This is a genomic window from Methylobacterium sp. CB376 (assembly GCF_029714205.1).
In the GTDB taxonomy this organism is placed as follows: Bacteria; Pseudomonadota; Alphaproteobacteria; order Rhizobiales; family Beijerinckiaceae; genus Methylobacterium.
This window is the reverse complement of record NZ_CP121648.1, coordinates 162,172-188,193: the sequence shown is the minus strand read 5'-3', so window position 1 is coordinate 188,193 and position 26,022 is coordinate 162,172. Positions and strand designations below refer to the sequence as shown.

The window sequence follows — 26,022 nt, the reverse complement described above, 5'->3', positions numbered from 1 at the left end:
GGGCGAACATGAACTCAGCGAGATCCGGTCACCGAGCGGAGGGGGCAGCCGGGCCGAACGTCCGCCCGGGCGGCAGCACGCCCGCACGACCATGCCGGGGACCCCTGGCGGGCCGTGGCAGCCACCCCGCGCGGCGTTGGCGCGAAGACCAAATCCGCGATTCCGAACGAATCAGGCGGATTTGGCATGAGACGGCGGGTGGAGATCCCGAACAAGCGGACCGCGAGCACCCAGTCGGCAGATTTTCCCCAGAGGAGCGGTTGATGAACGGTGTGGCCGTCAGAATGCTCATCCGGGATCACGCCAAGTATCTTGGGCTCGTGTTCGGTATCGCCTTCTCGACGATGCTGATGTCGAACCAAGTCGCGATCTTCATCGGCCTGATGCTGCGCACGGCGAGCCAGATCATCGACGTTCGCGAGACCGACATCTGGGTGATGGATCCGCGCGTCGAATACATCGACGTGGTCGAGGGAATGGCGGATATGCAACTGCACCGCGTGCGTGGGGTGGAGGGGGTCGACTGGGCCGTCCCGCTGCACAAGAGCCTCCCCGTCGCGCACACGCGGGAGGGGGTGCTGCAGCAGGTGATCCTGCTCGGCGTCGACGACGCCACGCTGGTCGGCGTCGCACCGCACCTGGTCCTCGGCGCGGTCGAGGATCTCAGGCAGCCTGATGCCGTGATCGTCGACCGGGCGGGATACCAGTTCATGTGGCCCGGGGAAGCGCTCGCCCTCGGCAAGGAATTCGAGATCAACGACCGCCGCGCGGTGGTCGTCGCGATCTCCGAGGCCTCCGCGCCCTTCGCCACCTTCCCGGTCGTGCACACCAAGTATTCCAGCGCGCTCGGCTTCGACGGGCGCTCCCGCAAGCAATTGTCCTTCGTGCTCGCCCGCGCCCGTGCGGGTCAGGATCCGCGCGCGCTCGCCAGGCGGATCGCCGCGGAGACGGGCCTGAAGGCCCTGACGTGGCGCGACTTCGCCTGGGCCACCGTCGAATACTACATGAAGCGGACCGGGATTCCGGTGAATTTCGGGATCACGACGGCCCTCGGCTTCATCGTTGGCGCCGTCGTCGTCGGACAGACCTACTACCTGTTCGTCCTTGAGAACCTGCGCCACTTCGGCGCCCTGAAGGCCATGGGTGTCGGCAATCTCACGATCGTGCGCATGGTCCTGCTCCAGGCCGTGGTCGTGGCGAGCATCGGCTACGCCATCGGCATCGGGTTCTGCGCCGTGTTCTTCGAGGTGTTGTCGCGCACGGCGATCGACTTCCGCGGCTTCGCGCTGCCCTGGGAGGTCGCGGCCGGAACGGCCGGCGCCGTCTTCGTCATCATCGCCGTCGCGAGCCTCGCCAGCATCCGCAGGGTGCTTGTCGTGGATCCCGCGATCGTGTTCCGGGGCTAGCGCGATGGGCAGTGCCTCCGCCATCGTGCGCTGCAGCGGCATCACGAAGACGTTCACCGCGGGCGAAGACCTCGTCACGGTGCTGCACGGGATCGACTTCGAACTGCCCGCAGGTGAACTCACGATGCTGGTCGGTCCGTCCGGTTGCGGCAAAACCACCCTGATCTCGATCATCGCCGGCATCCTGAGCCCGACCTCCGGGGAGGTCTCGATCTGCGGCGCGTCGGTCACCCGCATGGGGGACCGGGAGAGAACAGCCTTCCGACGCCGGACGATCGGCTTCATCTTCCAGCAGTACAACCTCCTGCCGGCGCTGACCGTCGCCGAGAACGCGGCGATCCCGCTGGTCGCCGCGGGGATGCCGATGAGGCGGGCGCTGGAGCGGGCAATCCCCATTCTGACCCGCCTCGGAATGGCCGGCCACGTCGGCAAGACCCCGAATCAGCTCTCGGGCGGGCAGCAGCAGCGGGTCGCGATCGCGCGGGCGCTGGTCCACGAGCCCCGGCTGATCGTCTGCGACGAGCCGACCGCTGCGCTCGACGCCGACACCGGTCGATCGGTCCTCGAGCTCCTCAAGGCCGCCGCGCTTGCGGAGGACCGGGCGGTCATCGTCGTCACCCATGACAGCCGAATCTACTCCTTCGCGGACCGGATCACGGCCATGGAGGACGGGCGAATCCGCTCGGCCCGCGTCGCGCAGGCGAGGATGGGATCGGAGGTGGCGTGACATGACCGGCAGTTCCGTCCTGCTCCGCTTCGGCGTTCCCGCGCTGGCCGCCGGCCTGTTCGGCTTCACCGCCTGGTCCGTTTCGGCGAAGTACGATCCCCGGCCGATCACCGAGCCGGTGATCGCGGCGCCGGCCAACTCCTACGCCCAGGGGGTGTCCGCCGCCGGGATCATCGAGCCGGCGAGCGAGGTGGTCGCGATCGCCACCGAGCGCAGCGGCGTCGTCTCCCGCGTGGAGGTCGTGGCCGGCGCCGGGGTCACGGCCGGACGGCCGCTCTTCTCCGTCGACGATCGTGAGGTCCGGGCCGTTGTTGCGCGGCATGAGGGCGCGCTCGCGGCGGCCGAGGCCCTCCTGAGCTCGGCCGACCTGAACATCGCGATGCAGCGTCACAAGATCTCGCAGGCGGCGGCGGAACTCGAGAACGCTCAGGCTGAATCGAGCCGGGCGGAGCTCGACCGCCTCCGGTACGCGTCGCTCGCCCGCGGGTCCTGGGTTTCGCGCCAGCGCTACGAGGCGGCCATCGCGGATGCGGGGAAGGCCGCCGCGGCGGTCGCGGCCGCCGAGGCCGCGGTCGCCGCAGCGAAGCAGCAGAGCAAGGTCCTGACCGCCAAGCGGCTCGAGGCGGAGGCCAATGTCGCCCAGTCGAAGGCGGCGCTGGAGCAGGCGCGCGTCGACCTCGACAGGACGGTCGTGAAGGCGCCGATCGACGGCAAGATCCTCAAGGTCAATGTCCGCGTCGGCGAGTACGCGCAGGCGGGCGCGCTGTCCTCCCCGCTCATGATCATGGGAAGCGCGGATCTCCTGCATGTCCGCGCCGATGTCGACGAGGCCGACAGCTGGAGGATCAACGCGGGCAGCCCGGCCGTCGCGCGGCTGCGCGGCAACCCGAAGATCTCCGCCCCGCTGTCCTTCGTGCGCATCGAGCCCTACGTGGTGCCGAAGCGGTCGCTCACCGGCGCCAGCACAGAGCGCGTCGACACGCGGGTTCTCCAAGTGATCTACGCGCTGCAGGTTTCCGACTTCCCGGCCTTCGTCGGCCAGCAGGTCGACGTGTTCATCAAGACCGATTCGCCTCAGGGCGTCGCGGAACTTCGCCGAGATCCCGCGGAGGTGGCGCGGCCGCTGCCTGCCTGCCCGCAATCTCTCGCGACGCACCGGGGATGCCGCATACCTGGGCAGGCGGACGCCCCGTGGCAACAAGCCCAGGGCACCCAGATCGGCCAACCCGCCGATTGACGGTGATCCACTCGACTCCGCCGTGAGCGAGTGGGACCGGCTCCGGGTCCAGCGAGTTCGGCCCGCGCCTTGGTGCGGAAGTCCGCCTCCAGCCACGGGCGCTCGCGCGCCCGGGCCAAGAAAGCCTTACGGTCCACCTGTTGGCGATGGTGTCAAGGAGGTCGCCCGCAATCGCCGCCGCGTCATACCAACGGCTCAGGATGCTGACGCATCGAGCCGTTGCTCCATCTCGAATTTTCGATTTCAAGCCAGAGGCTTGGCGAACCAGAGGCTTGGCGAACCAGAGGCTTGGCGAAAATTCGAGAGCCGCGGAACCGCCGAGCCACGTCTCCCATTGGCGTAAGAAAATAAGCTCAAAACACCGAGTAGCGAGGGCGCCACAACAATGATGCTGGTCATTACATTAGTATAACATACCGTCGCCAATGTACATCGGTCGCCCCATGGACCGTGTCCAGGTCTGTTGCAGCGCTCGTCCGTCTCGGCGGACGCACTCAAATAGTTTGCGCGCTCAATGTGAGCGCCACTCGGCAGGGATGAGATCCTCTCCCCGCTCGCTGCCCGCGCCAGCCGTTTTGGCTGCTTCCTGAGCAGCCTCTTGCTTGCCGAGCTGCCGCAGGCGCACTGGCTCTGCTGCCGTTGAGGCCGTCAGCTGCAGGATCTTCCGAATGGCCGACAGGTTCCCTGCCCGGGCTTTGGCGAACAGCAATCCTATCGCCTGGCACCGGCACCGAGCTTGGCCGTACAGGAGAGCGTCGCGCTGATCACGCTGCAGGTGGGCAACTGTGATCCGAAGTGCCGCTGCGATCGTCTCCAACCTCTCGCCCACGGCGGCCACTTCCTCCACCACGAGCCCAGGGCCAGTTGCTGGGACAGGTCGCGGCGACGGCTTACGTCCGGCACCCGGCCTTGCACCTCCGCGCCCGATGCCCAAAGATCTCGTCATCGCAATCTCCTTTTGGTGAAACGCCGCAGCTGGCAAAAATCTTTGCATGAGACCCGATGCGGTATTTTGTCCTTGGATTTCTATAATTTTCGGGATCCCCCGCCCCGTAGGACCTTTGCCTCGCTGGATACCGTCGGGAGCGTCCCCACATGTGGACCAGAGAAGATGAGGAGGAGCGCCATGGCAGAAGCTGTTCACGGCCAGCCTGTCGGTGATCCGGAGGTCGTGCTTCTGGACGATCCGGGGACACGAGCATTCTGGGCCCGACGCTTCCAGGAGCCTGCCGAGAAGATCGAGCAGGCAGTCGAGGAAGTCGGAAACGATCCGGCTCGTGTGGCCCAGTATCTCGGGAAGCCCTGGCCGTACGAGAAGAGCGGCATCGTCTGACACGCGCCGAGTGGGATGACGGTTGCCTGCGTCGCTTCAGATGCGCCTCTTGGGCTGCCGCTTGGTGAGCGCGTCTCCAGGCTGACCAAGCGATGACGACAGCGGGCCCAATGCGTCGCTGTGCTGGCCGCATCGCCACGCGCCGGATCTCCTGGACCGACCAGGGCACCGGCGGGCGTGGCGATGAGCGCGGGTTTTGGGGGCGCGCCATTTGCCAACCGGCGGACCCGCGCCAGCAAGGCGAAGGCCAGCATCACCAACGGGACGTGCCCGTGCCAGCCATGCCGGGAGCGGCTCTCGTCGTGGGCCAAGCCGAGTTCCGTCTTGGCGGTCTCGAAGGCATCCTCGATCGCCCAGCGCCGGCCCTCCACCGCCACCAGCCTCGTGACGGGCGTGCCGGCGGGGCACCAGGTCGTGAAGGAGGCCAGAGCCCCGTCCGACAGGCTGCGCCGGACCAGCAGGCCGCGCGTCCACTCGCTCTCATCGAGGGCCGGATCCAGGGCGCTGGCCGGCAGGGTGGCCAGAGGCAGGTAGGCCCAGTCGAACAGGCGCGCCCCTTCGGGCCCGCCCCAGCTGACAGGCGGATCCAATCCGTCTCCGCGAGCCCCTTGGCGATGTCCTCGGCCGTGCCGGCAATGGGGCGTTCCGTGATCCAGGACCAGACGCTGTGTTGGCCGGTGACGCCCAGCACGCAGCCTTTGGAGGCGCGCCGCAGCGCCATCTCGATCTCGCTCACCCCCCAGCCATGGGCGCCGGCCCCCGCCGGCGCGAGGACCAGCAGCAACGGGAACGCGGCGCGTCCCTTGCCGCGGATCCACCTTGCGAGGGGCTTCCGTCCGGGCGGCGGGGGGACGCGGCCGGCATCAGCCGGCGGCCGCCGCGAGGCGGGCGAGGCGCTCGGCGAGGGCGCTCCGGACCGGCGGGTCCGCGAGGTAGAAGTGCCCGCCTGCCGGGTGCCAGCGCGCGCAGCCGGAGCGGGTAACGGCCTCCCACCCGGCCATGTCGGCCTCGCCGATTTCGGCGTCGTCCTGCCCGCGGATCGCCAGGATCGGGCAGTCGAGCGCCTCCGGCTGGGGGCGGTGATAGGGGTCGGTCAGGGTGAAATCCGCGCGGATCGCCGGCAGCATGAGCGCCATCAGCTCCCAGTGTGCGAGGATTGCCGCGTCGGTGCCGCCGATGCGGGCGAGTTCGGCCAGGAGCGCGTCGTCCGCCAGCGTGTGCCGCCACGGCTGCGGCGTGGGGACGTCCGGCGCCCGCCTCGCCGAGACGACGAGGTGGGCCGGGACGAGGCCGCTCCCTTCGAGGCGGAGGGCGGTCTCGTAGGCGATCAGGGCGCCGAGACTGTGCCCGAACAGGATGACCGGACGGCTCCAGTCGAGATGCGCGGCGAGGAGGTCGGACAGGGCGCGGGCGACGCCCGCGAGGTCCGCGCGCGGCGCTTCGCCGAAGCGGCCGCCGCGCCCCGGCAGTTCGACGGGGCAGACCGCGACGCCCGCGAGAGCCGGCACATCGAGCCAGGGCCGGAAGAACCCGGCATTGCCGCCCGCGTGGTGGAAGCACACGACCTGCGGCCGGCCCCGCGGCGGCGAGGGCGTCAAGGGGAACCAGGCGCGCGGGTCCTCCGCCGCGGGGCCGGACGGTGGTCCGGCAAGCCGGCCGGCGAGGAGGCGGGCCAGCGCGGGTCCCTCGTCACGCAGGGCGAAGTGGCCGCCGGGCAGCCTGTGGAGGGTGAAGCCGGCCGAGGTCCGGGCCTCCCAGGCCTCGACCGCCTCCATCGACACCAGGGCGTCGGCTTCAGCCGCGACCGCCAGGATCGGGGCCGCGACCACCGCCTCGCTGCGGTAGCCGGTCGCCATGGCGAAGTCCCCCTCCAGGGAGTCGCGCAGCGTCCCGAGCATCCCGTCATGGGCCAGGACCGCCTCGGCGGTGCCGCCGAGGCGGCGCAGCGGCTCCGCCCAGCTCTCGCCCGGCCGCGGCAGGAGCGATGCGGGGACCGGCCGATCCGGCGACGGGCAGGCGCCCAGCATGAGCAGGCGCGCGACGGTCCCGGTCTCCTCCAGCCGCCGCGCGAGGGCGAAGGCGATCTTGCAGCCGAGGCTCCAGCCGACGAGGGCGAGAGGCCGGTGCCGGACGGAGTCGAGGAGCGGCAGCAGCGCCTCCGCGGCCGCCTCCACGCTGCGGAAGGCAGGCTCGCCGACCCGGTGCTCGCGCCCCGGGAGCTGGACCGGGCAGAAGCGGACGCCCTCCGGCAGGTGCGCCTCCCAGCCGCGGAAGACCGAGGCGCCGCCCGCCGCGAACGGGAATGCGAGGACGTTGGCGGCGGCCTCCGGGTGCGGCCCGCCGAAGGGGAATCAGGCGCGCGCCGCCCGCACGGCCGCGTCGGCCTGCTCCAGAAGGCCGGCCATCCGCCGCGGGCGTCCGCGCAGGTGGGCCGCGTCGCCCGCCTCCGGCCGCCCGGCCGGTCCGGGCCGCCGCCGCGCCCGCAGGAGGCAGTAGCGGATCCGCCCTGCGGCGAGCCGGTCCCACAGGGGCGAGCCGGGCAGGGCGAAGTAGCCGCCGACCGCCTCGACGAGGTCGGGATCGGCCCGGCGCAGGCGCTCCACGACGCCGGCGGGCGCCGCCGCGCGGGCCGCCAGCACGCCCTCGCGCAGGCCGAGGCCGGGGCCGGGCCGCGCCCGGCCCTGCTCTGCGGCGGGCCGGGCGCGCCGCTCGTCTGCCTGCACGCCAGCGACGGCTTCGCCGCCGCCTACCGCCCCCTCGCCGAGGGGCTCGACGGCGCCAGAGCCGTCCTCGCCCTCGACGCGCCGGGTCTCCGGCCCGGCGAGGCGCCGGTCGACCGTCTCGACGTCCTCGCGCACCGGCACGCGCATGTCTCGGGCCGGCCCCTGAGGGCGGCCACCAGCTCCTCGGCTGGTCGATGGGCGCGCACACGGCCTGGCAGCTCGCTCAGGACCTCCTCGCGGCCGGCGAGCCGGTGGCGCGCGTGATCCTGGTCGATCCCTCGCCCCGCGCGCCCTTTGCAGGAATCCGCTCCCCGGGCGGCCTGCTCCTCGCCTGCGCGGGGGACGCGGCGCGGGCCGCCCTGGCGGCGGACGGGCACGATGCGGGGTCGATCGATGCCATGCCGGAGGCGGGGCGGCGCGGCCTGTGGCGCCGGCTGCTCGCGGGCCAGGGCCTGCCCGCCTCGCTCCTCGCCGACGAGGCCGGGCTGGATCGCTTCCTCGGCGTGGTCGCCGCCAACCTGCGCGCCATGATCGCGGCGAGGCTCGCGCCGCTGCCGGCCGGCCCGGAGGTCACGGTCTTCACCGCGGCCCGGCGCCCGCCGGGCTGGGGCGATGCCCTCGCCGAGTGGGAGACTCTGCTCGCCGGCCGCGCCACGCCCATGCCGGTCGAGGCGGACCATTGGTCGATCCTCGGCGCCCCGGACTTGGCGCGGCGGATTCGGGCGCTGCCGCGATGAAAACCAGCAGCCGAGGATGCCGAGGCGTCATACGACATCCGGTTGATTGCTTCGCAATGCGGATGTCGTATCACCCCGGTCTCGGGTAGGCCCGAGATCGGGAACCGATGGTCCTCCTCGACGACCGCCCGGAGAGGAGAGGCGCGTCAGCCCCTCAGCCGCCAGCGCTCGGTGTCGCGGTAGGCGTCCCAGAGGTCGCGATAGTGGGCGCAGCGTGCCTCGAGCTCGGCCGGCGTGCCGCTGTCGACGACGCGACCGGCCTCCATCACCACGATGTGGTCGGCCCGCGGATGGTCTGCAGCCGGTGGGCCACCATCAACACGGTCCGGTCCCGGAACAGCGCCCGCAGCCCTTCGCCGACACCGTGCTCGCTCTCCGCATCGAGGGCCGAGGTCGCCTCGTCGAGCAGCACGATCGGCGCGTCCTTGAGGATAGCGCGGGTGATCGCGACCCGCTGGCGTTCGCCGCCGGAGAGGTCGCGCCCACCCTCGCCGAGGACCGTGTCGAAGCCCTGCGGCAGGTGCGCCACCAAGTCCCCGCAGCAGGCCCGCTCGGCCGCCGCCCGGCACTCGGCCTGCGACGCCCCGGGGCGGGCGAGACGAAGGTTGCCGGCCAGCGTGTCGGCGAACAGGATCACGTCCTGCGGCACGACTCCGAGCCGGGCGAGGTGCCGATCCAGAGGCACCGCGCGGATGTCCTGCCCGCCCACCGTGATCCGTCCCGCCTCGGGGTCGAAGGCACGCGCGATGAGCGCCAGCAGCGTCGACTTGCCCGCGCCGCTCGGGCCGACCACCGCCGTCACCTGCCCGGCCGGGAGCGCGAGGTCGAACCCGTCGAGCACCGGCCGGCCCGGCCCGTAGCCGAAGCGCACCCCCTCGAAGCGGATCTCGCCTGGGCGGACCGGCTCAGTCCCGTCCTCCAGGGCCGGCTGCGCCAGGATCGCGGCCGCGCGGGCATGGGCGTCGCCGACGAGGCGCATCATGAAGCCCTCGCCGAGGGAGGCGTCCAGGGGGGCGAGCAGGAGCAGCAACACGAGGAGCGCGACGGCGAGGCCGGGCGCGTCGATCGCGCCATTCGTGAACAAGGCGACCGCGACGCCAACCAGGGCGAGCACCGCGAGGTCGAGGAGGATGCGCGCGGCGCTCACCTGGGGAGCCACGGTGCCGATCGCCCGCTGGTAGAAGGCGTGCAGCGCCTCGACTTGCCGACGGTAGGCGCCCCGCTGCGCGTCGACCTGCCCCATCGCGCGCAGCACCGGCAGGCCGGCCAGAAACTCGACCATGCGCTCGGCGGTCTCGGCGACGAGGCTCGCCTGGTCGCGGGCGAGCCGCGCGAGGGCGCGGTCGAGGCCCCGGTAGGCGAGGACGGCGAGGCCCGCGAGGACGAGCGCCGCGGCGAGGAAGAGCGGGTGCACCGCGCCGAGCGCCGCAACCAGCACCAGCGAGAGCGCGGCCTGCCCGACCTGGCGGCCGAGGCCGTAACCCGCCTCTTCCTCTATCCAGCGAAAGCGGTTGGTCACGAGGTCCGCCAGGCCGCCCGCGCCGACCCGCGCGAGCGCGCCGAGGCCGAGGCGCCGCAGATGGGCGAACAGGTCGAGCCGGAGTTCTGCCACGGCGCCATAGTCGGACTCGAAGCCGCGGGCGAAGCCGACCGGCATCACGGCGATCCGGGCCAGGAACGCCCCCGCCACGAGGGCGGTCGCGGCGAGCGAGCGCCCGTCCGTCCAGGTTCCCGCGGCGAGGCCGTGGACGACCCACGCCGCCGTCAGGAGCGGCACCGCGGCGAGCCCCGCATCGGTGGCGAGGAGGGCGAGCCCGATGCGGTAGCGGACCCGCATCCGGGGCTCCATCCGGCGGGTGAGGTCGCGCCACCAGGAGACCGGGCGCTCAGCGGGCTGCGGCATGGTGTGCATCCTCCGGAAGGCCAATGCCGCCGGGGCCCGCGGCGCCGCCGTTCTGAAGCGACCAGTAGCGGGCGTAGCGGCCACCTCGCGCGAGCAGCCCGGCATGGTCGCCGCTCTCCGCGATGCGGCCCGCGTCGAGCACCACGATCCGGTCGGCATCGACGATCGAGGCGAGGCGGTGGGCGATGACGAGCACCGTCCGGCCGCGGGCGAGGGCGCCCAGGGCGCGCTGGATCTCGCGCTCGTTGACCGGGTCGGCCGCTGCGGTCGCCTCGTCGAGCACCAGGATCGGCGCGTCGCGCAGGATCGCCCGGGCGACGCTGAGGCGCTGGCGCTCGCCCCCCGAGAGCGCCGCCCCCCGCCTGCGAGCACCGCCTCGACGCCGCCCGGCAGGCCGGCGACGAAGTCCGCCGCGCGGGCCCGCGCGAGGGCCTCGGCCATGGCCCGCGGCGTGGCCTCGGGCGCCGCGAGGCGCAGGTTCTCGGCGACCGTGCCGGTGAACAGCCAGGGGTGCTGCGGCACGGTGCCCACCAGGGCGTGGAGCGTGTCGGGCGCCATATCGCGCAGGTCGACCCCGCCGATCGTAATCCGGCCCTCGTGCGGGTCCTGGGCGCGCAGCAGCAGGTTGGCGAGCGTCGTCTTGCCTGCCCCGCTCGCGCCGACGAGCGCCGTGACCGTGCCGGGCTCCAGCACGAGGTCGATCCCGTCGAGCACCTTGCGCTCGCCGCGGCGGAAGCCGACGCCCTCGAAGCGCACGGTCCGGTCCGCCGGGCTCACGGGGGCGGCCGGAAGCGGCAACGGCGCCTCGGCGAGCAGGGCGTCGAGCCGGGCCAGCACCTCGCCCTGCTGCGCGAAGCGGAAGGCGAAGTTCGGCAGGCGGGTGACGAGGCCGCCGAGGCTCGGCGCGAAGACGACGAAGAGCACGAGGTGCGCGACCGGCAGATCGCCCCGCGCCAGCAGCCACAGCCCGAGGGGCAGCACGATCAGCAGGCCGGAGGTCACGCAGACCTGGAGCAGCGCGCTCGCCCGCAGCACCCGGCGCACCCAGTCGCCGATCACCGCGAGGTAGCGGCCGGTCATGTCGCGCAGGCGCGCGAGGGCCCGGTTCATGTCGCGCAGGCGCGCGAGGGCCCGGTCGTCCTCGTCGAACAGGCGCAGGGTCGGCAGCCCGGCGACGTGCTCGGCCGCCCGCGCCGCCATCTCGGCGCTGCGCTCGTAGTACGCGCGGGTGATGTCGGCCGAGCCGCGCGTCGTCGCCCGCATCGCCGCGAGGCCGAGGAGGATCGGCAGGGCGGCGGCCAGGGCGAGCCGCCAGTCGAGGGCGAAGAGGCCGACGAGGACGATCAGCGGCGCGGTGAAGGTCGCGGTCGCCTCCGGCACGAGGTGGGCGATGCCGTCCTCGATGCTCTCGACGTCGTCGAGGACGAGGCGGCGCAGGGCCTTGCCGCCGTAGCGCTCGAACACCGCCGCCGGCACGCGGGCGAGGTGCTCGGCAAGCGCCAGGCGCAGGTCGCGCTGCACGTCGACGGCGATGCTGTGCGAGAGCGCGGTCGAGCCCAGGAAGGCGAGACGACCCGCCACGACCAGGGCGGCGATCCCGGCCACGGTCCAGCCCATCCGGGCCCGGTCGGGCGCGGGCTCCAGGGCGTCGCGGATCAGGCGCGTGACGCCGAGCTGCCAGGCGAGGCCGAGGAGCGCGGCGAGGAGGCCGAGCGCGATGGCGGCCGCCATCGCCCGCGGTCGCGTGCGCAGGAGGCCCGCGAGGCGGGCGAAGGTGGCGCCGAGCCCGCCCGCGGGCGGGGAGGAGGGCGCTGAGGGCTCGGGCGCGCTCACGCGGCGAGCCATGCTCGCGCCTGGGCGTCGGCTTCCGCGTCGCTCGCGACCACCCTGTACGGGTAGGGCAGGAAAGCCTTGTTCATCAGGGACATCGCCTTCACGGCGAAGGACCCGCGCCGCGCCGCGTCGGGCTCGACCCGGACGGCGCCGGCGCAGAGGCGCTTCTGGGCGTCCTTGCGCGCCTTGAACCAGGCCCGGTACGCCTTCATGAAGCGCGAGGAATCCTTCGGCATCTCCGGGCCGTGGAAGACCAGCACGAAGCGCTCGTCCCTGGCGAGCAGGGCGTCGAACTCGGCGACGCGGGCCTCGGCCTCGGCATCGGGCACGCGATCGGGCATCCGGTAGCGGGCCACGGGCCAGCGCGAGAGGTCGAAGTCGCCTGAGGCGGGAGGGGTGCCGAAATCCGTCATGCCGGTCTCCATGGTCTCTCCGGTTGAGGGCAGGGCGGCGCCGGTCGCGCCGCGGCCCGGGCCGGCCTGCCGCGCCGCGCGCGGCACGAGGCGCGCCGCCGCGAGGCCGGGCCGGTGCTCGCGGAGCGCCGAGGCGCCGAGGCGCGCACGAGGAAAGGCTGGCTGAGGCCGAGGACCGGCGTCGCCCTAACCAGACTCGCGGCCGTCCGGCCCGCCGCCGCGATCAGGTCCAGGAGCAGGGCGCCGCCGACTGGGAGGCCGAGGAAGGAGACCCCGGCCTGCGCGGCGTTGCCCCGGCCGCGGTGGCCCGCCGGGAGGGTCTCGACGGCGAAGCCGTCGCAGGCGCTGCCGATGGCGGCGTTGGCCAGGGCGGCGGCGATGAGGCAGACGAGGAGCGGCGCGAAGGCCGCGGGGCCGATCCCGGCCCCGGCGGCGAGCGCGAGGGCGGAGAGTACGGCCCCGCAGGCCACGCTCGCCGACATGCGTCGCCGTCCGGCCGGCGGCAGGCGGTCGCGCTCCACCGCTCCCGACCACAGGCCCTCGAGCACCCGGGGCAGCAGGGTGAGGGAGACGAGCCCGATCCGGTCGAGGGGCTGGCCGGCCTCGCGCATGACGGCAGGCAGGCCCACCCGCGCGATCCCCATCACGACGCTCCGGGCGACGGACATCCCGCCGATCGCGGCCGGGACGGGGACGAGCGGGGCCTCCAGCCCGACGGCGGTCCCGGCGCCCAGCCGCATCAGAACCTCGTCCGCCATGACAGGCCCACGATCCGCGGCTGGCCGATGGTGCTGAGCGTGGCCGGGCCGTAGGCGAAGCTGTAGGTTCGGTAGGTGCGGTCGGTGAGATTGGTGACGAACAGGCGCAGGGTCGAGGCGGGATCGAAGACGACGTCGAGCCCGGCATCGAAGGTCGTGAAGGAGCCCTGCGAGAAGGTATTGGCCGGGTCGAAGTAGGTGCGGCTCACCGTCCGGGCGGCGCCGGTGAGGGCCATTTGGGCCGGCAGCCAGGTCTGGTCGATGAGGTAGCGGAACCCGACATTGGTCACCAGGTCCGGCGCCTGAGGCGTGCGGCCCCCGGCGATGCGCTGGCCCGTGATCGGATCGGCGTAGCCGGAGAACTCGGAGCGGCCGAACGCGCCCTGCGCGGTCAGCGTCAGACGGTCGGTGGGCCGCAGAGCCAGCTCGACCTCGACGCCGGTGCTGGTGCCCTCGGCGGCATTGCGCAGCACCTGGAAGCCGACCGGGCCGGCGTTGATCTGCTGGTGGGAGGTTTCGATGCGGTAGAAGGCACCCGACACCGTCGCGAGGCCGTTCAGCATCTCGGTGCGCGCGCCGACCTCGTAGTTCCAGGCCCGCTCCGGCTTGTAGGCGACGGCGTCGAGGGGGTTGGAGACCGCGCGGTTGAAGCCGCCCGGCTTGTAGCCCTCGGAGACGAGGGCGTAGACCCGCGTCGTCGGGTCGACCTGGTAGCCGAGGGAGACCTTCGGCTGGAAATTCGTGAAGCTCGCGTCGTTGTCGAAGTTGAAGCCGAAGCTGCCGCCGTTGAAGCCGATCGACGACCAGTCGACCGCAACACGGGTGCCGACGGTGAGGTCGAGCCGGTCGGTGAGCGCGTAGGTGCCCTCGCCGAACACCGCGACGCTGCGCGCATCCACGTCGTTGCGCGTGCCCGAGGCGCGGCGCGTGAACTGGTTGTCGAGGAACACGACGCCCGCGACGCCCTTGAACGGACCAGCCCCATCATAGGCCGCGCGGAACTCCTGATAGACGGTCCGGTAGGTCTCGGGGAAGGACTGCCCGAAGATGCGACGGTTGAGGTCGACGGCCTGGAACGACGTCACGCTGGTGAAGGTGACGTCGTTCAACCGGTAGTTCATGGTCAGGCCGGCCGTCGTCGTCTCGCGCCCCAGGACGCTGCAGGGGAACGGGATGACGGAGGAGCGGAAGGCGCGCCGCTTCACGTCGGAGTCGAGGATGTAGGTCTCCTCGCGCGAGCGCAGCGTGCGAGACGATCAGGCTGGCGTCGAAGGCACTCCCGAGCGGCGCGTAGCGCAAAGCAGCGCGACCACCGAGGCCGTTCCACCAGTCGACGTCGTCGCGATGGCGGTCGATGTCCCGGATCTGGCCGGTGAAGGAGCGCTCCTTGAAGCCGAGATCGAGGAACATCGCGTCGGGGATGAGCACGCTCGTCGTCAAGGTGCCGATCTCGAACAGGCGCTCGGAGGCGGTGCCGAACACGTCGGCGCGGGCGAAGCGCGGCTTCTCGGTCGCGATGTTGAGCACGCCCGCGAAGGCGTTCATCCCGTAGAGCGTGCCCTGCGGCCCGCGCAGGAGTTCGATCCGGCCGACGTCGAAGAGGTCCTGCGCCAGGTTCGCCGAAGCCTGAGGCACGCCGTCGACGTAAACCTGCATGACCGGGTTGTAGAAGTCCGGCGAGGAAATGCCGCGGACCGTGAAGTTGGCGTAGGCGCGGTTGCCGCGGCTCTCGATCACGATCCCGGGCAGGACCTTCTGCAGATCGCTCACATCGCGCACGTCGTTGTCGGCGAGCCGCGCCGCCGTCACCGCCGTGACCGAGGCGTCGACCCTGTCCAGACGCTGCTCGCGCTTGTTTGAAGTAATGATCACTTCGTCGAGCTTGATCTCGCCCCCTGCCGGCTGCGACAGGGCCGGAAAACCGACAAACGTTGCTATAGTCGTAACAAAAACTGATGATATCCTGCCTGTTGAGAGCATTTCTAAACTGCCGCAGTGCCGTCGAAATCGCCAGTGGTGTCATCATCTTTTTCGATGGATGTTGTCAAACGCTTTCGGGGCCGGCATTAACGGCATCGGTACTAAGTCGAGTCTTCGCACATGGGAGAACGGGGCGTGTCGTCGGATCCACATCGCGACGGGCCGGCGGAGGCCGCACCGGTCGCCTCCTGGCAGGAGGCTGTGGCGGAGGGACTGGCCCGCCTCGGCTGGTCGCAGAGCGCGCGGATCGATCCGATCGCGTCCGACATCGCCATCGTGGTGGTCGACGCGTTCCTGGAGCGGGACCTCACGGTCGATCTCGCGGGGGCATCGACCTTCTCCCTGAGCATCGTGCTGGAGGGCAGCGGACGCCTCTCGGCGCGCGGCGTGTCGCCGGTTGAGGCGGAGGCCGGCACCGCCGTGCTGTTCGCCTGCAACGGTCCGGCCTCCGGGGAAGACCTGTTCCGCGGCGGCCGGCGCTTCCGAATCGTCGATCTGCGCTTTGAGGAGAGCTTCCTGTTGCGGACCGGCGACGCGCGCCTGACGGATCTCGCGGAGCGCCGCGACGAGGCGACGGACGGTGTGGCCGCCGCCCCGTTCCTGGTCGGCTTCCCTGCGCCGGCCTCGCTCGCATACGGCTTGTTCGGCTGTGCGCGATTTCCGGAATTTCGATTTGGGCTGCCGAAATGGCCGATGATCACGCGAAACCGGCCTCTCGGAAGTCCCGTGCGTCGCGACTCCGGCCTTCCCCGTTCGGGTAAGCGCAAGCTTGAAATCGGATTCGGCCTCCCCGGACAGTGTCTGCAGGGACTTTCAGGCGCCGGGCGACAGGCGCTAGTCGCGGCCGAGTTGAATGGCATCCGGGGGGAGCCTCTCGGGTGTGTCCCCCGTCTGTGCTAGATTTCCCGTGCTCGCCGCACCTAAAGCTCGCGCGGCGGGCAGCGGGCCGGGTCTCGCATTGCACGGTCAGGCTCGGCCCGTTCCCGGTAGCAGCCGAAGGAGGGGTCCATGACCCTCGCCACACTGGTGCGCGTGACCGCTCTCACCGCCATTCTCGCTGCTGGCGCAAGCTCCAGCGCGACCGCCCAGACACCAACGGCTCCGATGAGCACGCCCGGCCAAAGCGCCCAGCCTCCTCAGCCTGGGATGCCGGGCATGATGGGAGGCATGGGAGGCATGGGAGGCATGGGCCAAGGCGGCATGTGTGGAATGGGGATGATGGGCCACATGATGGGCGGGATGAACAGGGGCATGATGGATGACGGCCTCAGGATGAGAATGATGTTCGCTATTGCCGATACGGATGGAGACGGGTCCCTCTCGTTCGACGAGGTGACAGCTATCCATAGGCGCATCTTCAATGCCGCCGATACCAACAAGGACGGCAAGGTGACCCTTGAGGAGCTGCAGAAGTTCCTTCGGGGACAGTAGCTGCGGCCCGAGTCAGCGACGGCGGCGGAGGCGTCGATCATCTTCACGCTTGTGCCGCCGCCCCCTCATCCTGGCGCCTCGGTCAGAGGGGCCGGCTCGAGGAATCCGCGGGCGGCACGGACGAGAGGATGGGGAAGGTCGGGCTTCCCTCTTTCCGCCTCCCGGGAGTGGCCCGCATGGACCTCGTCGTCGCGGCAACAAGGAAGCGAAGCCGGAGCAACGGTGGGGCGTTCCCGGAGGAGGCTGCTTCCGCAATCCCCGCACGTTCGACCTTCGCTAAGCTTCTCTTAAGGCGAGCCTCCAAGTCTCTCTGAAGTCGATGGGCCTGGGCCGATCTCGTTCGGCGGGCTGATGGGGGGAGTGATGGAGCCGCATGTCATTCGCGCGGTCCTTGGACTCGTGATCGGATGCGTGCTCGGCTATGCGGCGCGGCGCGGCCGCTTCTGCACGCTCGGCGCATTGGAAGATGCCGTTTATGGCCAGGACACGCGGCGGCTGCGCGCCTGGGCGCTCGCCATCGCGGTGGCGATGGTCGGCGTCCATGGCCTGCGCTTGTACGGGCTCGAACTCCACCGGACGCTGTACGCCTCGTCACAGCTCGCGATCGGACCCTTGATTCTCGGCGGCCTGACATTCGGGTTCGGCATGGCCCTCGTCGGCAATTGCGCCTTCGGGAATCTATTGCGACTCGGCGGCGGGGACCTGAAGGCCCTGATCGCTCTCCTCGTCGCGGCCGTCTCTGCGGTCATGGCGATGCGGGGGCTCACCGCCGTCGTGCGGGTGATGGCGGTTGATCCTCTCTTCGTGTCGATCCCCGGCGGGCGCTTGCAGCTCCTTCCGGACCTGCTCGGCGTCGGGAGCCCCGCATCGATGGCCCTCGCGGCCGCCTGCGCCGCCCTCCTCACCGTTTATGCCTTCGCGGATGGAGCTTTCCGGAATGACCGGACGCTCGCCGCGGCGGCGGTCGTGATCGGAACGTGCGTGACCGCGGGATGGTGGGCGACGGGGTTCGCCGGGTTCGATGCCTTCGGGACCGGCCGGCCGACGTCGCTGAGCTTCGCCCGGCCCATCGGCGACGCCCTGCTCTTCGCGATGGTGGCATCCGGGATGCAGGTCGATTTCGGGATCGCCTCGGTCCTTGGCGTGCTGGTGGGGGCGTTCGTCGAGGCGCGGCAGGCGCGGCGCTTCCGCTGGGAGGCCCCGGACGACCCGGGCGAGTTGCGGCGGCACATCGTCGGCGCGTTCCTGATGGGCACCGGCGGCATCACCGCGCTGGGCTGCACCATCGGCCAGGGCGTGACCGGGATCGCGACGCTGTCCGTCGGGTCGGCCATCGCCCTGGCGTCGATCGCGCTGGGAGGACGCGCCGGCCTCTATTACCTCGTGGAGCGGCGAGGCTGACCGCCTACGGCTCGGACTTCTTCCCGTCCGTGAAATTCGCGCCCTCGAGTTCCAGGAAGATGCGGTAGGCGTTGCCGCGGTTGTTGGCGGCGAAGGCGGGGAGCTTGTCGTAGGCGGACCAGTCGGCCGCCTTGTAGGCGGCATCGAAATCGGTCCAGCTGTCGACCGCGTTCTTCATCACCCGTCGCACGTCGGTGATGTACCCCGCCGTGAAGGCGATGGCCTTGGCCGCCTCGGTGGAAGGCTCGCCGTGGCCGGGGATGATGAAGCGCGGCTTCAATCCCTCGACCTGCTTCAGGGCCGTCAGCCATCGGCCGGTATCGACGTCGTCGCTGTTCATGTGCGGGATGCGGCCGTTCTGGACGATGTCGCCCGCGAACAGCACCCCGTCGGGCTCGACCATCATCATCATGTCGCTCGCCGAATGGGCGGGCCCGGCATAGAGCAGCACGAAGCGCTTGCCGCCGAGCGTGAGGGTCGCCCGCTCGGCGAAGGTGAGGTCGGGCGGGACGATCCGCGTGTGCTCGTCCACCCAAGGGGCGAGCGCTCCCTGGCGCTGGCGCAGGCGGGCATCCGCCCGTTCGTCGGCGGTCTCGTCGTTGTCGCGGTATTGCGCCGCCCGCTCCTGGGCGATCACGACGGCGCCGGTATGATCCTTGAACGCCTGCAGCCCGTAGATGTGATCGGCGTGGTAATGGCTCACCACGACGTAGCGCACGGGCTTGTCCGTGATGGTCCGGATCTGCTCCAGCAGCGCCCAGCCGAGGCTCGGCGTGCCGAGGGCGTCGTACACCACCACCCCGTCATCCGTGACCACGAAGCCGCCATTCGAGGTGTTGCCCTCGTTGGCTTGGCTCGGCACACCGGTATTCCCGAGACTGTAATAGATCGGCTTGCCAGGCACCTGCGCGACGGCGAGCGGCTTGCCGATCGGCGCGTAATCGGACGCCGACGCCGACCCCGCGAGCAGGACAGCCAGGATCAACGCGGCCCGCCGGATCATCCTCACAGGTCCTTGCAGTAAAGCTGCTTCAGAAGTCCGATCACCGCGACCGCGTTCGGGTCCTTGATGCTGTAGTAGAGCGTCTGGGCCTCCCGCCGGAACGTCAGCACTCCGTCCTCTCGCATCCGCGCGAGATGCTGCGACAGAGCCGACTGGCTGAGCCGAAGTTCCTCGACCAATTGCCCGACGGACAGCTCCCCATGCACGATCAGCAAACAGGCGATCATCAGCCGGTGCTCATTTCCGAGCAGGCGCAACAAGCGCACCGCCTCAGCGGCCTGAGCCGCGAAGGCATCCAGAGTCGTCTCGTCGATCGTCGTCGCCTGCATGGTCTCGCAAAACCGGCTGGCCCAGTCGGGTTGGGCGGGGGGAAGGTGTCACCATGGTCGCCCGAACGCGCCGCCCTGGCCAGTCAGCCAGCCGCCGCAAGAGGGCGGGGACCCGTATATCAGACTTTTCTAACTTTAGCATTGACTGATTGAAGGCGGGTGGCTAGCCCTAGTGAAGCGGCAGAAGCCGGTCCAATCGGGAGGAAGCCGGTGACGAACCGGGCCGACGGGCGCACGCCGAGGGGCGGAGCGCCGACGCTACCCCTTGCCCGTTCCCTTGGCCGTTCCCTTGGCCGGCGGACCTTCCTGCGCCTTGCCGCGGCGGGGGCTGGAGGCGCCGCGCTGCCGGTCCCGGCCCGGGCCGGGGAGGCGGGGCCGCCGCCCGAGTATCCCTGGTCGCAGAGCCTCGGGGCCGGCGTCGTGGACAGGCCCTACGGCCAGCCCGCCGCGCAGGAAGCCGGCGTCATCCGCCGCAACGTGCCCTGGCTGACGGCGGGCACCCAATCCTCGATCAGCTTCTCCCCGATCCAGGATCTCCAGGGCATCCTCACGCCCAACGGCCTGTTCTTCGAGCGCTACCATGCCGGCCGGGCCGACGTGGACCCGGAGCAGCACCGCCTGATGATCCACGGCCTCGTGGAGCGCCCGCTGCTGCTCTCGATGGGCGACATCGTCCGCTACCCTTCCGTCTCGCGCATCCACTTCATCGAGTGCCCGGCCAATGGCGGCATGGAATGGCGCGCGGCGCAGCTCAACTCCCTGCAGTTCACCCACGGCATGATCTCCTGCGCCGAGTGGACCGGCGTGACGCTCTCGACCCTCCTCGACGAGGTCGGCGTGAAGCCCGAGGGCAAGTGGGTCATGTTCGAGGGCGCGGACGGCGCCCACATGAACCGCTCCCTGCCCCTGTCCAAGTGCCTGGACGATTGCCTGATCGCCTACGGTCAGAACGGCGAGGCGCTGCGGCCCGAGCAGGGCTACCCGCTGCGGCTCGTGGTGCCGGGCTGGGAGGGCAACGTCAGCGTCAAGTGGCTGCGGCGCATCAAGATCGGCGACCAGCCGTGGTACTCCCGCGAGGAGACGTCCAAATACACCGACCTGATGCCCGATGGGAAATCCAGGGGATTCACCTGGGCCATCGACGCCAAGTCGGTCATCACCTTTCCGTGCCCCGAGAAGCCGCTCACCAAGCCGGGCCTCTACGAGGTGCGCGGCCTCGCCTGGACCGGCAACGGCAAGGTCAAGCGGGTCGACGTGTCCGTCGACGGCGGCGCCAACTGGCAGGCCGCCGCCCTGCACGAGCCGGTGCTGTCGAAGGCCCTGACCCGGTTCTCCCTGCCCTGGCAGTGGGACGGCACACCGGCCCTGCTCGAATCCCGGGTCATCGACGAGACCGGCTACGTGCAGCCGACCATCGCGGAACTGCGCAGGATCCGCGGCGTGAATTCCGTCTACCACAACAACTCGATCCAGACCTGGCAGGTGAAGCCGGATGGCAGCGTGTTCGATGTCCAGACCGCTTGACGCCCTTCTCGCCCTCGGCGCGCTCCTCGCGCTCGCCGGCCCCGCCGCGGCCGGGGGCAAGCCCCTCTACGGCTACGGCACGCGCCCGAGTCAGGCGCAGATCGACGCCTGGAACATCGACGTGCGCGGGCATGACGGCCTCGGGCTTCCGGCAGGCAAAGGCAGCGTCGATCAGGGCAGCGAGGTCTTTGCCGAGAAATGCGCCGCCTGCCACGGCACTTTCGGCGAGGGCGTCGACCGCTGGCCCAAGCTCGCGGGCGGCGAAGGCACCCTGACGGCGGATCGACCGGAGCCGACGGTGGGCAGCTACTGGCCGTTCGCGGCGACTCTCTATGACTACATCGACCGGGCGATGCCGTTTCCGAACCCGCGCAGCCTGACGCCTGACGAGGTCTACGCGCTCACCGCCTATATCCTGAACCTCAACAACCTGGTGCCCGGCGACTTCGTGGCCGACAAGGACAGCCTGCCCAAGGTCAGGATGCCCAACCGCGACAACTTCACCTGGGAGGATCCGCGGCCCGACACCCGCGCCGAGCCTTGCATGGCGAAGTGCCGCGATCCGAAGGCGATCACCATCACCTCGACCGCCGAGGGCAAGACCCTGACCCCGCGCACCACGGGGGCCCTCGACGACATGCAGCCGAAATGACGCCCCCGGAGGAGGCCCCCATGCGCCGGCATCCCTGTACGGCACTCCTGGTCGCCACCCTGGTCCTTGCCCGGGCCGGCGCTGCCCTGGCGCAGGGCGACGCGGCCGAGGGCAAGGCCATCGCGTTCGACCGGGGCCGGGGCAACTGCCTCTCCTGCCACGCGATCCCCGGCGGCGACTTGCCGGGCAATATCGGCCCGTCGCTGGCAGGCCTGAAGCAGCGCTACCCGAACCGCGAAGACGTCGTCGCGATCATCCGGGACGAGACCCTTCGCAATCCGGAGACGGTCATGCCGCCGTTCGGCCGGAACCTGCTCCTCTCCGACCGGGAAATCCGGTCCATCGTCGAGTACCTGTATTCGTACTGAAAGGGAGGCCGTCATGGCTGCCTACGACAGCAACATGTTCGACCGCCGCTTCGTCCTCCGGGCGGCGGGTCTCGGGAGTGTCATCGCGGCGGCCTCCTTCTGCCTCCCGCTCCGCGCCTCCGCCAATCCCGACGCCGCCTACCCGGCCGACGCCTTCAAGCAGAAGGGCGAGGCGGATGCCGTGAAGAAGCTGTTCGGGCAGGCCGCCACCGCCTCCGACAAGGTCAAGCTCGACGCCCCCGAGATCGCCGAGAACGGCGCCGTCGTGCCCGTCTCGGTCAGCACCGACCTGCCGGACGTCACCTCCATCGCGATCCTCGTCGCCGAGAACCCGAGCGCGCTCGCGGCCGTGTACAAGTTCGCGCCCGGCACGCTCCCCACCGTGGCGAGCCGCCTGAAGATGGCCAAGACCACGCCGGTCATCGCCGTCGTGGAGGCCGGAGGCAAGCTCTACAGCGCCACCAGGGAAGTGAAGGTCACGGTCGGCGGCTGCGGCGGCTGACGACGATCACACCAGGGGAGGAACACAGATGCCATCCACCATCCGCGTGCGCGCAACCGCCAGCGGCGACCAGACCGATGTCCAGTCGCTCATCCAGCATCCCATGGATTCCGGCTACGTGAAGGATGCCAAGGGAGAGTTGATCCCCCCGCACTACATCGAGACCGTCACCTTCGAGCACGGCGGCAAGGTGGTGTTCACCGCCTTCTGGGGACCCGCGGTCTCCAAGGATCCGTACCTCAAATTCAAGTTCTCGGGCGCCAAGAAGGGCGACGATCTCAAGGTCACCTGGACCGACAACCTGGGCAAGACGGATTCCTCCGTCGCCAAGATCGGATGAGTGCCGCCCTCGCTCCGGCGGCCGGGTTCGCGCTGGCCCTCGGCCTCACCGCCAGCGGCATCGCCGGCGCGCCGGCCGCCGAGATGGCCGATCCCAAGGCCGACTTGAAGGCCTTCCAGGCCTATTTCTACGAGAAGTTCCCGGACGTGAAGCACGAGGACTTCGTGAACGGGCCGTACTCGATGGACGCGGGCATGCGCAAGCAATGGGAGGAGAAGGAAGAGTTTCCTCCCTACGACTTCGCCATCGACAAGGGCAAGGAGCTGTTCGAGACGCCGTTCAAGAACGGCAAGACGTTCGCGGACTGTTTCGAGAACGGCGGCATCGGCATTCGTCAGACCTATCCCCGCTTCGACGCCAAGCTCGGCGAGGTCGTGACGCTCGAATACGCGGTCAACCTCTGCCTCACCGAGAACGGCGAGAAGCCTTATTCCTACGTGAAGGACGAGATGGCCGCCGTGACGGCCTACATGGCGTTCACCTCGCGCGGCAAGCCCTTCGCCATCGAGGTGCCGAACGACCCGCGGGCGCTCGCGGCCTACGAGGCCGGCAAGCAGTACTTCTACACCCGCCGGGGGCAGCTCAACTTCTCCTGCGCGAGCTGCCACGTGCAGAACCCCGGCAACCGCATCCGCGCCGAGGTGCTGGCGCCGGCGTTCGGCATCACCGCGGCCCTGCCGATCTACCGCTCGGAATGGGGCGGCATGGGCACGGCGACCCGCCGCTACATGTCCTGCAACAGCCAGGTGCGCGGCACGCCGCTCGCCCCCGACGACGTCCTCTATCGCGACGTCGATTACTTCCTGTCCTTCATGAGCAACGGGCTGCCGATCTCCGGCCCCGGCGCGCGTCCGTGAGGTCCGACATGGTTTCGGCATTCGCCCGCGCCGCCCTCGTCGCCCTCCTGCTCCCGGCCCCGGCCGTCCTGGCGGCAGGCGCGCAGGAGGCGAACGATGCCTATGCGGCGGCCAAGGCGCTCTCCGACAAGGCCGCCGCCAACAAGAACCAGTGGCCCGCCACGGCGACGGCGCTCGCCGCCGCCAAGGCCGCCGCCGAGGCGGGCCGCTACGACGAGGCTCTCGCCCGGGCCCGGGAGGCCGAAGCCCTTGCCCGCGCCTCCATCGACCAGACCGAGCGGGAGAAGACCGCCTGGAAGAATGCGGTGATCCGATGACGCGCGACTTCGACGGATCGAATGCCGGCCTGCCCCGGCGGCGGCTCCTCCAGGCGGGGGCGGCCCTGGCGCTGCCGTTCCTGTGGCGCCGCGCCCTGGCGCAGGACGCCGGTGCCGGGCTCTACGACCTTGAACCGTTCGGCAATGGGCGCCTCCTGCACATGACCGACACCCATGCGCAGCTGCGGCCGATCCTGTTCCGGGAGCCGAGCGTCAACATCGGGATCGGCGCGATGCGGGGCCGCCCGCCGCACCTCGTCGGCGAGGCGTTCCTGAAGCGGTTCGGCATCGCCCCCGGCAGCCGGGAGGCCTACGCCTTCACCTATCTCGACTTCGAGGAGGGCGCGAGACGCTACGGCCGGCTCGGCGGCTTCGCGCACCTGAAGAGCCTCGTCGCCCGCCTGCGCGCCGAGGCGCCGGGAGGCCGAGCCATGCTCGTCGACGGCGGCGACCTCTGGCAGGGCAGCGGCCTCTCGAACGCCCGCAAGGGCGCCGACATGGTCGAGGCGGCCAACCTGCTGGGCATCGAGGCGATGACCGGCCACTGGGAGTTCACCTACGGGCAGGACGGGGTGCGCGCCAACCTCGACCGCTTCAAGGGCGAGTTCCTGGCGCAGAACGTGTTCCTCACGGAGGAAGCGGCCTTCAACGAGGCGCCGGCCTTCGATTCCGCCTCCGGCCGGGTATTCAAGCCGGCGACGGTGAAGGCGTTCGGCGACCGCCGTGTGGCGATCATCGGTCAAGCATTCCCCTACGTGCCGATCGCCCACCCGAAGCGCTTCACGCCGGACTGGACCTTCGGCATCCGCGACGCCGAACTCCAAACCCTGGTGGACGACCTGCGGACGAAGGAGAAGGTCGATGCCGTGGTGCTGCTCTCTCACAACGGCATGGATGTCGATCTGAAGCTGGCGAGCCGGGTCTCCGGCATCGACCTGATCCTCGGCGGCCACACCCACGACGCGGTGCCCGAGCCCGTCGCGGTGACGAATTCCCGGGGCAAGACGCTGGTCTCGAATGCCGGCTCCAACGGCAAGTTCCTGGCGGTGGTCGATCTCGACCTCGCCCCGGGCTCCCTGCGGGGCATCCGCTACCGCCTGCTCCCGGTCTTCGCCGACCTCCTGAAGCCCGATGCCGAGATGGAGGCGTTGATCACCTCCCTCGAAGCCCCGCACGCGGCCGCGTTTGGGCGGCGCCTCGCCACCGCCGGGGACATGCTCTACCGCCGGGGCAATTTCACCGGCACGATGGACCACCTGCTCTGCGATGCCCTGCGGGCGCAGCTCGACGCGCAGATCTCCCTGTCGCCGGGCTTTCGCTGGGGCACGACGACGCTCGCCGGCGGCGACATCACGGCGGCCGACCTGCTGGCGCAGACCGCGACGACCTATTCGGAGGTCTACGTCCAGCCGATGACCGGCGCGCAGATCCATTCGATCATGGAGGATATCTGCGACAACCTCTTCAACCCGGACCCGTACTACCAGCAGGGCGGCGACATGGTCCGCGTCGGCGGCCTGAGCTACCGCTGCGAGCCTGGGGCCGAGAGCGGCAAGCGCCTCTCGAACCTCACCCTCACCGGGGGCGGCCCCCTCGATCCGGCCAAGACCTACAAGGTGGCGGGCTGGGCCTCGGTGAACCCGCAGGAGGGCAAGCCGGTCTGGGAGGTGCTGGAGGCTCATCTCGGTCGCTCGGGCAAGGCCACCCTGTCCGCCGACAAGCCGGTCGAGGTCGGAGGCGTGGCGGACAATCCCGGCTACGGCAAAGCGGCGTGAGCCGGTTCGGCCTCCCGCGCAGGCTGCTGCTCGGCGCGGCCCTGGCCCCGGTCGCCGCGCAGGCGGCCGGGACCGTCGGTGGCGGCCCGGCGCCGGAGGTATCGGCCTTCGCCGAGCATCGCCTCGCCCTCCAGCTCTCCGAGCGCGAGCCGCATCGGCAGGATCTCGTGCTCAGCGTCGCCAACAACGTGCTCAAGGCCTACGGACCGGACAAGGTCGCCATCGAGGTCGTCGCCTTCGGACCCGGCATCGACATCCTGCGGGCGGAGAGCCCGCACCGGGCCGGCGTCGACAGCCTCGTCTCGCAGGGCGTGCGCTTCGACATCTGCATGAACACCGTCGAGACTGTCGCCCGTGCGACCGGGCAGCGGCCGGCGCTCAATCCGCACGCCATCCCGGTCGAGGCCGGGGTGGTGCAACTCATGACGCTCGCCGAGGCCGGGTACATCCTGGTCCGGCCCTGATCGGGGATC

Annotated in this window: 28 protein-coding genes and 3 pseudogenes; 17 read left to right on the top strand and 14 right to left on the bottom strand. The window is 70.7% G+C overall.

All coding sequences use genetic code 11. The features are described from left to right. Positions 1 to 263: 263 nt before the first annotated feature. From QA634_RS00850 to QA634_RS00840, 3 genes are read left to right on the top strand one after another with little or no spacing between them, the layout of a single operon-like run. Positions 264 to 1,406: an ABC transporter permease gene (locus QA634_RS00850; protein WP_012330164.1), complete on the top strand. Its 1,143-nt coding sequence runs from the start codon at positions 264 to 266 to the stop codon at positions 1,404 to 1,406. 4 nt (positions 1,407 to 1,410) lie between these two features. Then, a complete protein-coding gene (locus QA634_RS00845; RefSeq protein ID WP_012330163.1) occupies positions 1,411 to 2,133 on the top strand; it encodes an ABC transporter ATP-binding protein in 723 nt (240 codons plus the stop codon). Position 2,134: 1 nt separating this feature from the next. Further along, positions 2,135 to 3,370 carry an HlyD family secretion protein gene (locus QA634_RS00840; protein ID WP_012330162.1) on the top strand — a complete coding sequence of 412 codons (1,236 nt, stop codon included), beginning with the start codon at positions 2,135 to 2,137 and terminating at the stop codon, positions 3,368 to 3,370. Positions 3,371 to 3,881: 511 nt separating this feature from the next. On the opposite strand, the gene QA634_RS00835 is transcribed toward QA634_RS00840, so the two are convergent. Continuing rightward, a complete protein-coding gene (locus QA634_RS00835; RefSeq protein ID WP_236728818.1) occupies positions 3,882 to 4,079 on the bottom strand; it encodes a hypothetical protein in 198 nt (65 codons plus the stop codon). A 417-nt stretch (positions 4,080 to 4,496) separates the two neighbouring features. Between QA634_RS00835 and QA634_RS00830 the strand changes: the two genes are divergently transcribed. Further along, on the top strand, positions 4,497 to 4,703 hold the full coding sequence (locus QA634_RS00830; protein ID WP_018262955.1) for a DUF3606 domain-containing protein: 207 nt from the start codon (positions 4,497 to 4,499) through the stop codon (positions 4,701 to 4,703). A gap of 194 nt (positions 4,704 to 4,897) precedes the next feature. Here QA634_RS00830 and QA634_RS00825 read toward each other — a convergent pair. The 3 genes and pseudogenes from QA634_RS00825 to QA634_RS00810 all read right to left on the bottom strand — a co-directional run. Then, positions 4,898 to 5,445: pseudogene (locus QA634_RS00825) on the bottom strand (IS701 family transposase); the annotation flags it as partial. 121 nt (positions 5,446 to 5,566) lie between these two features. Continuing rightward, positions 5,567 to 6,955, bottom strand: coding sequence for a thioesterase II family protein (locus tag QA634_RS35700; RefSeq protein ID WP_445928397.1), 1,389 nt, complete (start codon positions 6,953 to 6,955; stop codon positions 5,567 to 5,569). A gap of 99 nt (positions 6,956 to 7,054) precedes the next feature. After that, positions 7,055 to 7,567: a hypothetical protein gene (locus QA634_RS00810; RefSeq protein WP_150108558.1), complete on the bottom strand. Its 513-nt coding sequence runs from the start codon at positions 7,565 to 7,567 to the stop codon at positions 7,055 to 7,057. A 53-nt stretch (positions 7,568 to 7,620) separates the two neighbouring features. On the opposite strand from QA634_RS00810, the gene QA634_RS00805 reads away from it, so the two are divergent. Then, positions 7,621 to 8,163: a hypothetical protein gene (locus tag QA634_RS00805; protein WP_043700716.1), complete on the top strand. Its 543-nt coding sequence runs from the start codon at positions 7,621 to 7,623 to the stop codon at positions 8,161 to 8,163. Between the two features lie 146 nt (positions 8,164 to 8,309). Here QA634_RS00805 and QA634_RS00800 read toward each other — a convergent pair whose 3' ends face one another. The 8 genes and pseudogenes from QA634_RS00800 to QA634_RS00775 all read right to left on the bottom strand — a co-directional run bounded on the left by QA634_RS00800 (position 8,310) and on the right by QA634_RS00775 (position 15,050). After that, the gene (locus QA634_RS00800; protein ID WP_150108557.1) at positions 8,310 to 8,432 is read right to left on the bottom strand and encodes an ABC transporter ATP-binding protein/permease; all 123 of its coding nucleotides are present in this window, start codon (positions 8,430 to 8,432) and stop codon (positions 8,310 to 8,312) included. Further along, positions 8,429 to 10,225 (bottom strand): ABC transporter ATP-binding protein, encoded by a 1,797-nt coding sequence (locus QA634_RS35695; protein WP_445928396.1) that lies wholly within the window; start codon positions 10,223 to 10,225, stop codon positions 8,429 to 8,431. The genes QA634_RS00800 and QA634_RS35695 overlap by 4 nt, the downstream gene beginning before the upstream one ends. A gap of 151 nt (positions 10,226 to 10,376) precedes the next feature. Continuing rightward, positions 10,377 to 10,574, bottom strand: a pseudogene (locus QA634_RS35690) (hypothetical protein); the annotation flags it as partial. Next, positions 10,511 to 11,797: pseudogene (locus QA634_RS35685) on the bottom strand (ABC transporter transmembrane domain-containing protein); the annotation flags it as partial. The pseudogenes QA634_RS35690 and QA634_RS35685, both read right to left, overlap by 64 nt. Before the next feature lie 98 nt (positions 11,798 to 11,895). Further along, the gene (locus tag QA634_RS00790) at positions 11,896 to 12,324 is read right to left on the bottom strand and encodes a hypothetical protein (RefSeq protein WP_083784611.1); all 429 of its coding nucleotides are present in this window, start codon (positions 12,322 to 12,324) and stop codon (positions 11,896 to 11,898) included. Beyond that, positions 12,309 to 13,070, bottom strand: coding sequence for a hypothetical protein (locus tag QA634_RS00785; RefSeq protein ID WP_050777452.1), 762 nt, complete (start codon positions 13,068 to 13,070; stop codon positions 12,309 to 12,311). The genes QA634_RS00790 and QA634_RS00785 overlap by 16 nt, the downstream gene beginning before the upstream one ends. Next, the gene (locus QA634_RS00780) at positions 13,052 to 14,155 is read right to left on the bottom strand and encodes a TonB-dependent receptor (protein ID WP_236728928.1); all 1,104 of its coding nucleotides are present in this window, start codon (positions 14,153 to 14,155) and stop codon (positions 13,052 to 13,054) included. Before QA634_RS00780 ends, QA634_RS00785 begins: the two co-directional genes overlap by 19 nt. Then, entirely contained in the window at positions 14,055 to 15,050 is a 996-nt protein-coding gene (locus tag QA634_RS00775; RefSeq protein ID WP_083784609.1) for a TonB-dependent receptor plug domain-containing protein, read from the bottom strand. The genes QA634_RS00780 and QA634_RS00775 overlap by 101 nt, the downstream gene beginning before the upstream one ends. 135 nt (positions 15,051 to 15,185) lie before the next feature. On the opposite strand from QA634_RS00775, the gene QA634_RS00770 reads away from it, so the two are divergent. The 3 genes from QA634_RS00770 (at position 15,186) to QA634_RS00760 (ending at position 17,882) form a co-directional block, all read left to right on the top strand. Then, the gene (locus QA634_RS00770; RefSeq protein ID WP_012330156.1) at positions 15,186 to 15,950 is read left to right on the top strand and encodes a hypothetical protein; all 765 of its coding nucleotides are present in this window, start codon (positions 15,186 to 15,188) and stop codon (positions 15,948 to 15,950) included. Positions 15,951 to 16,058: 108 nt separating this feature from the next. Continuing rightward, complete coding sequence (locus tag QA634_RS00765) at positions 16,059 to 16,481, top strand: EF-hand domain-containing protein (RefSeq protein WP_012330155.1); 423 nt, start codon at positions 16,059 to 16,061, stop codon at positions 16,479 to 16,481. A 363-nt stretch (positions 16,482 to 16,844) separates the two neighbouring features. Further along, positions 16,845 to 17,882, top strand: a complete 1,038-nt coding sequence (locus tag QA634_RS00760) for a YeeE/YedE family protein (RefSeq protein WP_012330154.1) — start codon at positions 16,845 to 16,847, stop codon at positions 17,880 to 17,882. Between the two features lie 4 nt (positions 17,883 to 17,886). Here the strand turns inward: QA634_RS00760 and QA634_RS00755 are convergent, their stop codons facing one another. Both QA634_RS00755 and QA634_RS00750 read right to left on the bottom strand, forming a co-directional pair. After that, complete coding sequence (locus QA634_RS00755; RefSeq protein WP_012330153.1) at positions 17,887 to 18,885, bottom strand: MBL fold metallo-hydrolase; 999 nt, start codon at positions 18,883 to 18,885, stop codon at positions 17,887 to 17,889. A gap of 2 nt (positions 18,886 to 18,887) precedes the next feature. Beyond that, positions 18,888 to 19,214, bottom strand: a complete 327-nt coding sequence (locus QA634_RS00750; protein WP_012330152.1) for an ArsR/SmtB family transcription factor — start codon at positions 19,212 to 19,214, stop codon at positions 18,888 to 18,890. 306 nt (positions 19,215 to 19,520) lie between these two features. Between QA634_RS00750 and soxC the strand changes: the two genes are divergently transcribed. The 9 genes from soxC to QA634_RS00705 are packed head-to-tail and all read left to right on the top strand — an operon-like array spanning position 19,521 to position 26,013. Continuing rightward, positions 19,521 to 20,738, top strand: a complete 1,218-nt coding sequence (soxC, locus tag QA634_RS00745; RefSeq protein ID WP_043701958.1) for a sulfite dehydrogenase — start codon at positions 19,521 to 19,523, stop codon at positions 20,736 to 20,738. Further along, on the top strand, positions 20,722 to 21,390 hold the full coding sequence (locus QA634_RS00740) for a c-type cytochrome (protein WP_012330150.1): 669 nt from the start codon (positions 20,722 to 20,724) through the stop codon (positions 21,388 to 21,390). The genes soxC and QA634_RS00740 overlap by 17 nt, the downstream gene beginning before the upstream one ends. Positions 21,391 to 21,410: 20 nt before the next feature. Then, positions 21,411 to 21,758, top strand: a complete 348-nt coding sequence (gene soxX, locus QA634_RS00735) for a sulfur oxidation c-type cytochrome SoxX (RefSeq protein WP_012330149.1) — start codon at positions 21,411 to 21,413, stop codon at positions 21,756 to 21,758. A gap of 13 nt (positions 21,759 to 21,771) precedes the next feature. After that, positions 21,772 to 22,260, top strand: coding sequence for a thiosulfate oxidation carrier protein SoxY (gene soxY, locus QA634_RS00730; protein WP_012330148.1), 489 nt, complete (start codon positions 21,772 to 21,774; stop codon positions 22,258 to 22,260). A gap of 28 nt (positions 22,261 to 22,288) precedes the next feature. Beyond that, positions 22,289 to 22,600: a thiosulfate oxidation carrier complex protein SoxZ gene (soxZ, locus tag QA634_RS00725; protein WP_012330147.1), complete on the top strand. Its 312-nt coding sequence runs from the start codon at positions 22,289 to 22,291 to the stop codon at positions 22,598 to 22,600. After that, complete coding sequence (soxA, locus tag QA634_RS00720) at positions 22,597 to 23,457, top strand: sulfur oxidation c-type cytochrome SoxA (RefSeq protein WP_012330146.1); 861 nt, start codon at positions 22,597 to 22,599, stop codon at positions 23,455 to 23,457. Before soxZ ends, soxA begins: the two co-directional genes overlap by 4 nt. Before the next feature lie 8 nt (positions 23,458 to 23,465). After that, positions 23,466 to 23,774 carry a hypothetical protein gene (locus QA634_RS00715; RefSeq protein ID WP_012330145.1) on the top strand — a complete coding sequence of 103 codons (309 nt, stop codon included), beginning with the start codon at positions 23,466 to 23,468 and terminating at the stop codon, positions 23,772 to 23,774. Further along, complete coding sequence (gene soxB / locus QA634_RS00710) at positions 23,771 to 25,549, top strand: thiosulfohydrolase SoxB (protein WP_012330144.1); 1,779 nt, start codon at positions 23,771 to 23,773, stop codon at positions 25,547 to 25,549. Before QA634_RS00715 ends, soxB begins: the two co-directional genes overlap by 4 nt. Continuing rightward, positions 25,546 to 26,013, top strand: a complete 468-nt coding sequence (locus QA634_RS00705) for a DsrE family protein (RefSeq protein ID WP_012330143.1) — start codon at positions 25,546 to 25,548, stop codon at positions 26,011 to 26,013. Before soxB ends, QA634_RS00705 begins: the two co-directional genes overlap by 4 nt. Positions 26,014 to 26,022 lie beyond the last annotated feature (9 nt).

Bases quoted from the DNA above. Each gene is read 5' to 3' on its own strand.
- QA634_RS00850 (WP_012330164.1), top strand. From the start codon at position 264: ATGAACGGTGTGGCCGTCAGAATGCTCATCCGGGATCACGCCAAGTAT.
- QA634_RS00845 (WP_012330163.1), top strand. From the start codon at position 1,411: ATGGGCAGTGCCTCCGCCATCGTGCGCTGCAGCGGCATCACGAAGACG.
- QA634_RS00840 (WP_012330162.1), top strand. From the start codon at position 2,135: ATGACCGGCAGTTCCGTCCTGCTCCGCTTCGGCGTTCCCGCGCTGGCC.
- QA634_RS00830 (WP_018262955.1), top strand. From the start codon at position 4,497: ATGGCAGAAGCTGTTCACGGCCAGCCTGTCGGTGATCCGGAGGTCGTG.
- QA634_RS00805 (WP_043700716.1), top strand. From the start codon at position 7,621: ATGGGCGCGCACACGGCCTGGCAGCTCGCTCAGGACCTCCTCGCGGCC.
- QA634_RS35695 (WP_445928396.1), bottom strand. From the start codon at position 10,225: ATGCCGACCGGATCGTGGTGCTCGACGCGGGCCGCATCGCGGAGAGCG.
- QA634_RS00790 (WP_083784611.1), bottom strand. From the start codon at position 12,324: ATGGAGACCGGCATGACGGATTTCGGCACCCCTCCCGCCTCAGGCGAC.
- QA634_RS00785 (WP_050777452.1), bottom strand. From the start codon at position 13,070: ATGGCGGACGAGGTTCTGATGCGGCTGGGCGCCGGGACCGCCGTCGGG.
- QA634_RS00775 (WP_083784609.1), bottom strand. From the start codon at position 15,050: ATGCTCTCAACAGGCAGGATATCATCAGTTTTTGTTACGACTATAGCA.
- QA634_RS00765 (WP_012330155.1), top strand. From the start codon at position 16,059: ATGACCCTCGCCACACTGGTGCGCGTGACCGCTCTCACCGCCATTCTC.
- QA634_RS00760 (WP_012330154.1), top strand. From the start codon at position 16,845: ATGGAGCCGCATGTCATTCGCGCGGTCCTTGGACTCGTGATCGGATGC.
- QA634_RS00755 (WP_012330153.1), bottom strand. From the start codon at position 18,885: ATGATCCGGCGGGCCGCGTTGATCCTGGCTGTCCTGCTCGCGGGGTCG.
- QA634_RS00750 (WP_012330152.1), bottom strand. From the start codon at position 19,214: ATGCAGGCGACGACGATCGACGAGACGACTCTGGATGCCTTCGCGGCT.
- QA634_RS00740 (WP_012330150.1), top strand. From the start codon at position 20,722: ATGTCCAGACCGCTTGACGCCCTTCTCGCCCTCGGCGCGCTCCTCGCG.
- soxX (WP_012330149.1), top strand. From the start codon at position 21,411: ATGCGCCGGCATCCCTGTACGGCACTCCTGGTCGCCACCCTGGTCCTT.
- soxY (WP_012330148.1), top strand. From the start codon at position 21,772: ATGGCTGCCTACGACAGCAACATGTTCGACCGCCGCTTCGTCCTCCGG.
- soxZ (WP_012330147.1), top strand. From the start codon at position 22,289: ATGCCATCCACCATCCGCGTGCGCGCAACCGCCAGCGGCGACCAGACC.
- soxA (WP_012330146.1), top strand. From the start codon at position 22,597: ATGAGTGCCGCCCTCGCTCCGGCGGCCGGGTTCGCGCTGGCCCTCGGC.
- QA634_RS00715 (WP_012330145.1), top strand. From the start codon at position 23,466: ATGGTTTCGGCATTCGCCCGCGCCGCCCTCGTCGCCCTCCTGCTCCCG.
- soxB (WP_012330144.1), top strand. From the start codon at position 23,771: ATGACGCGCGACTTCGACGGATCGAATGCCGGCCTGCCCCGGCGGCGG.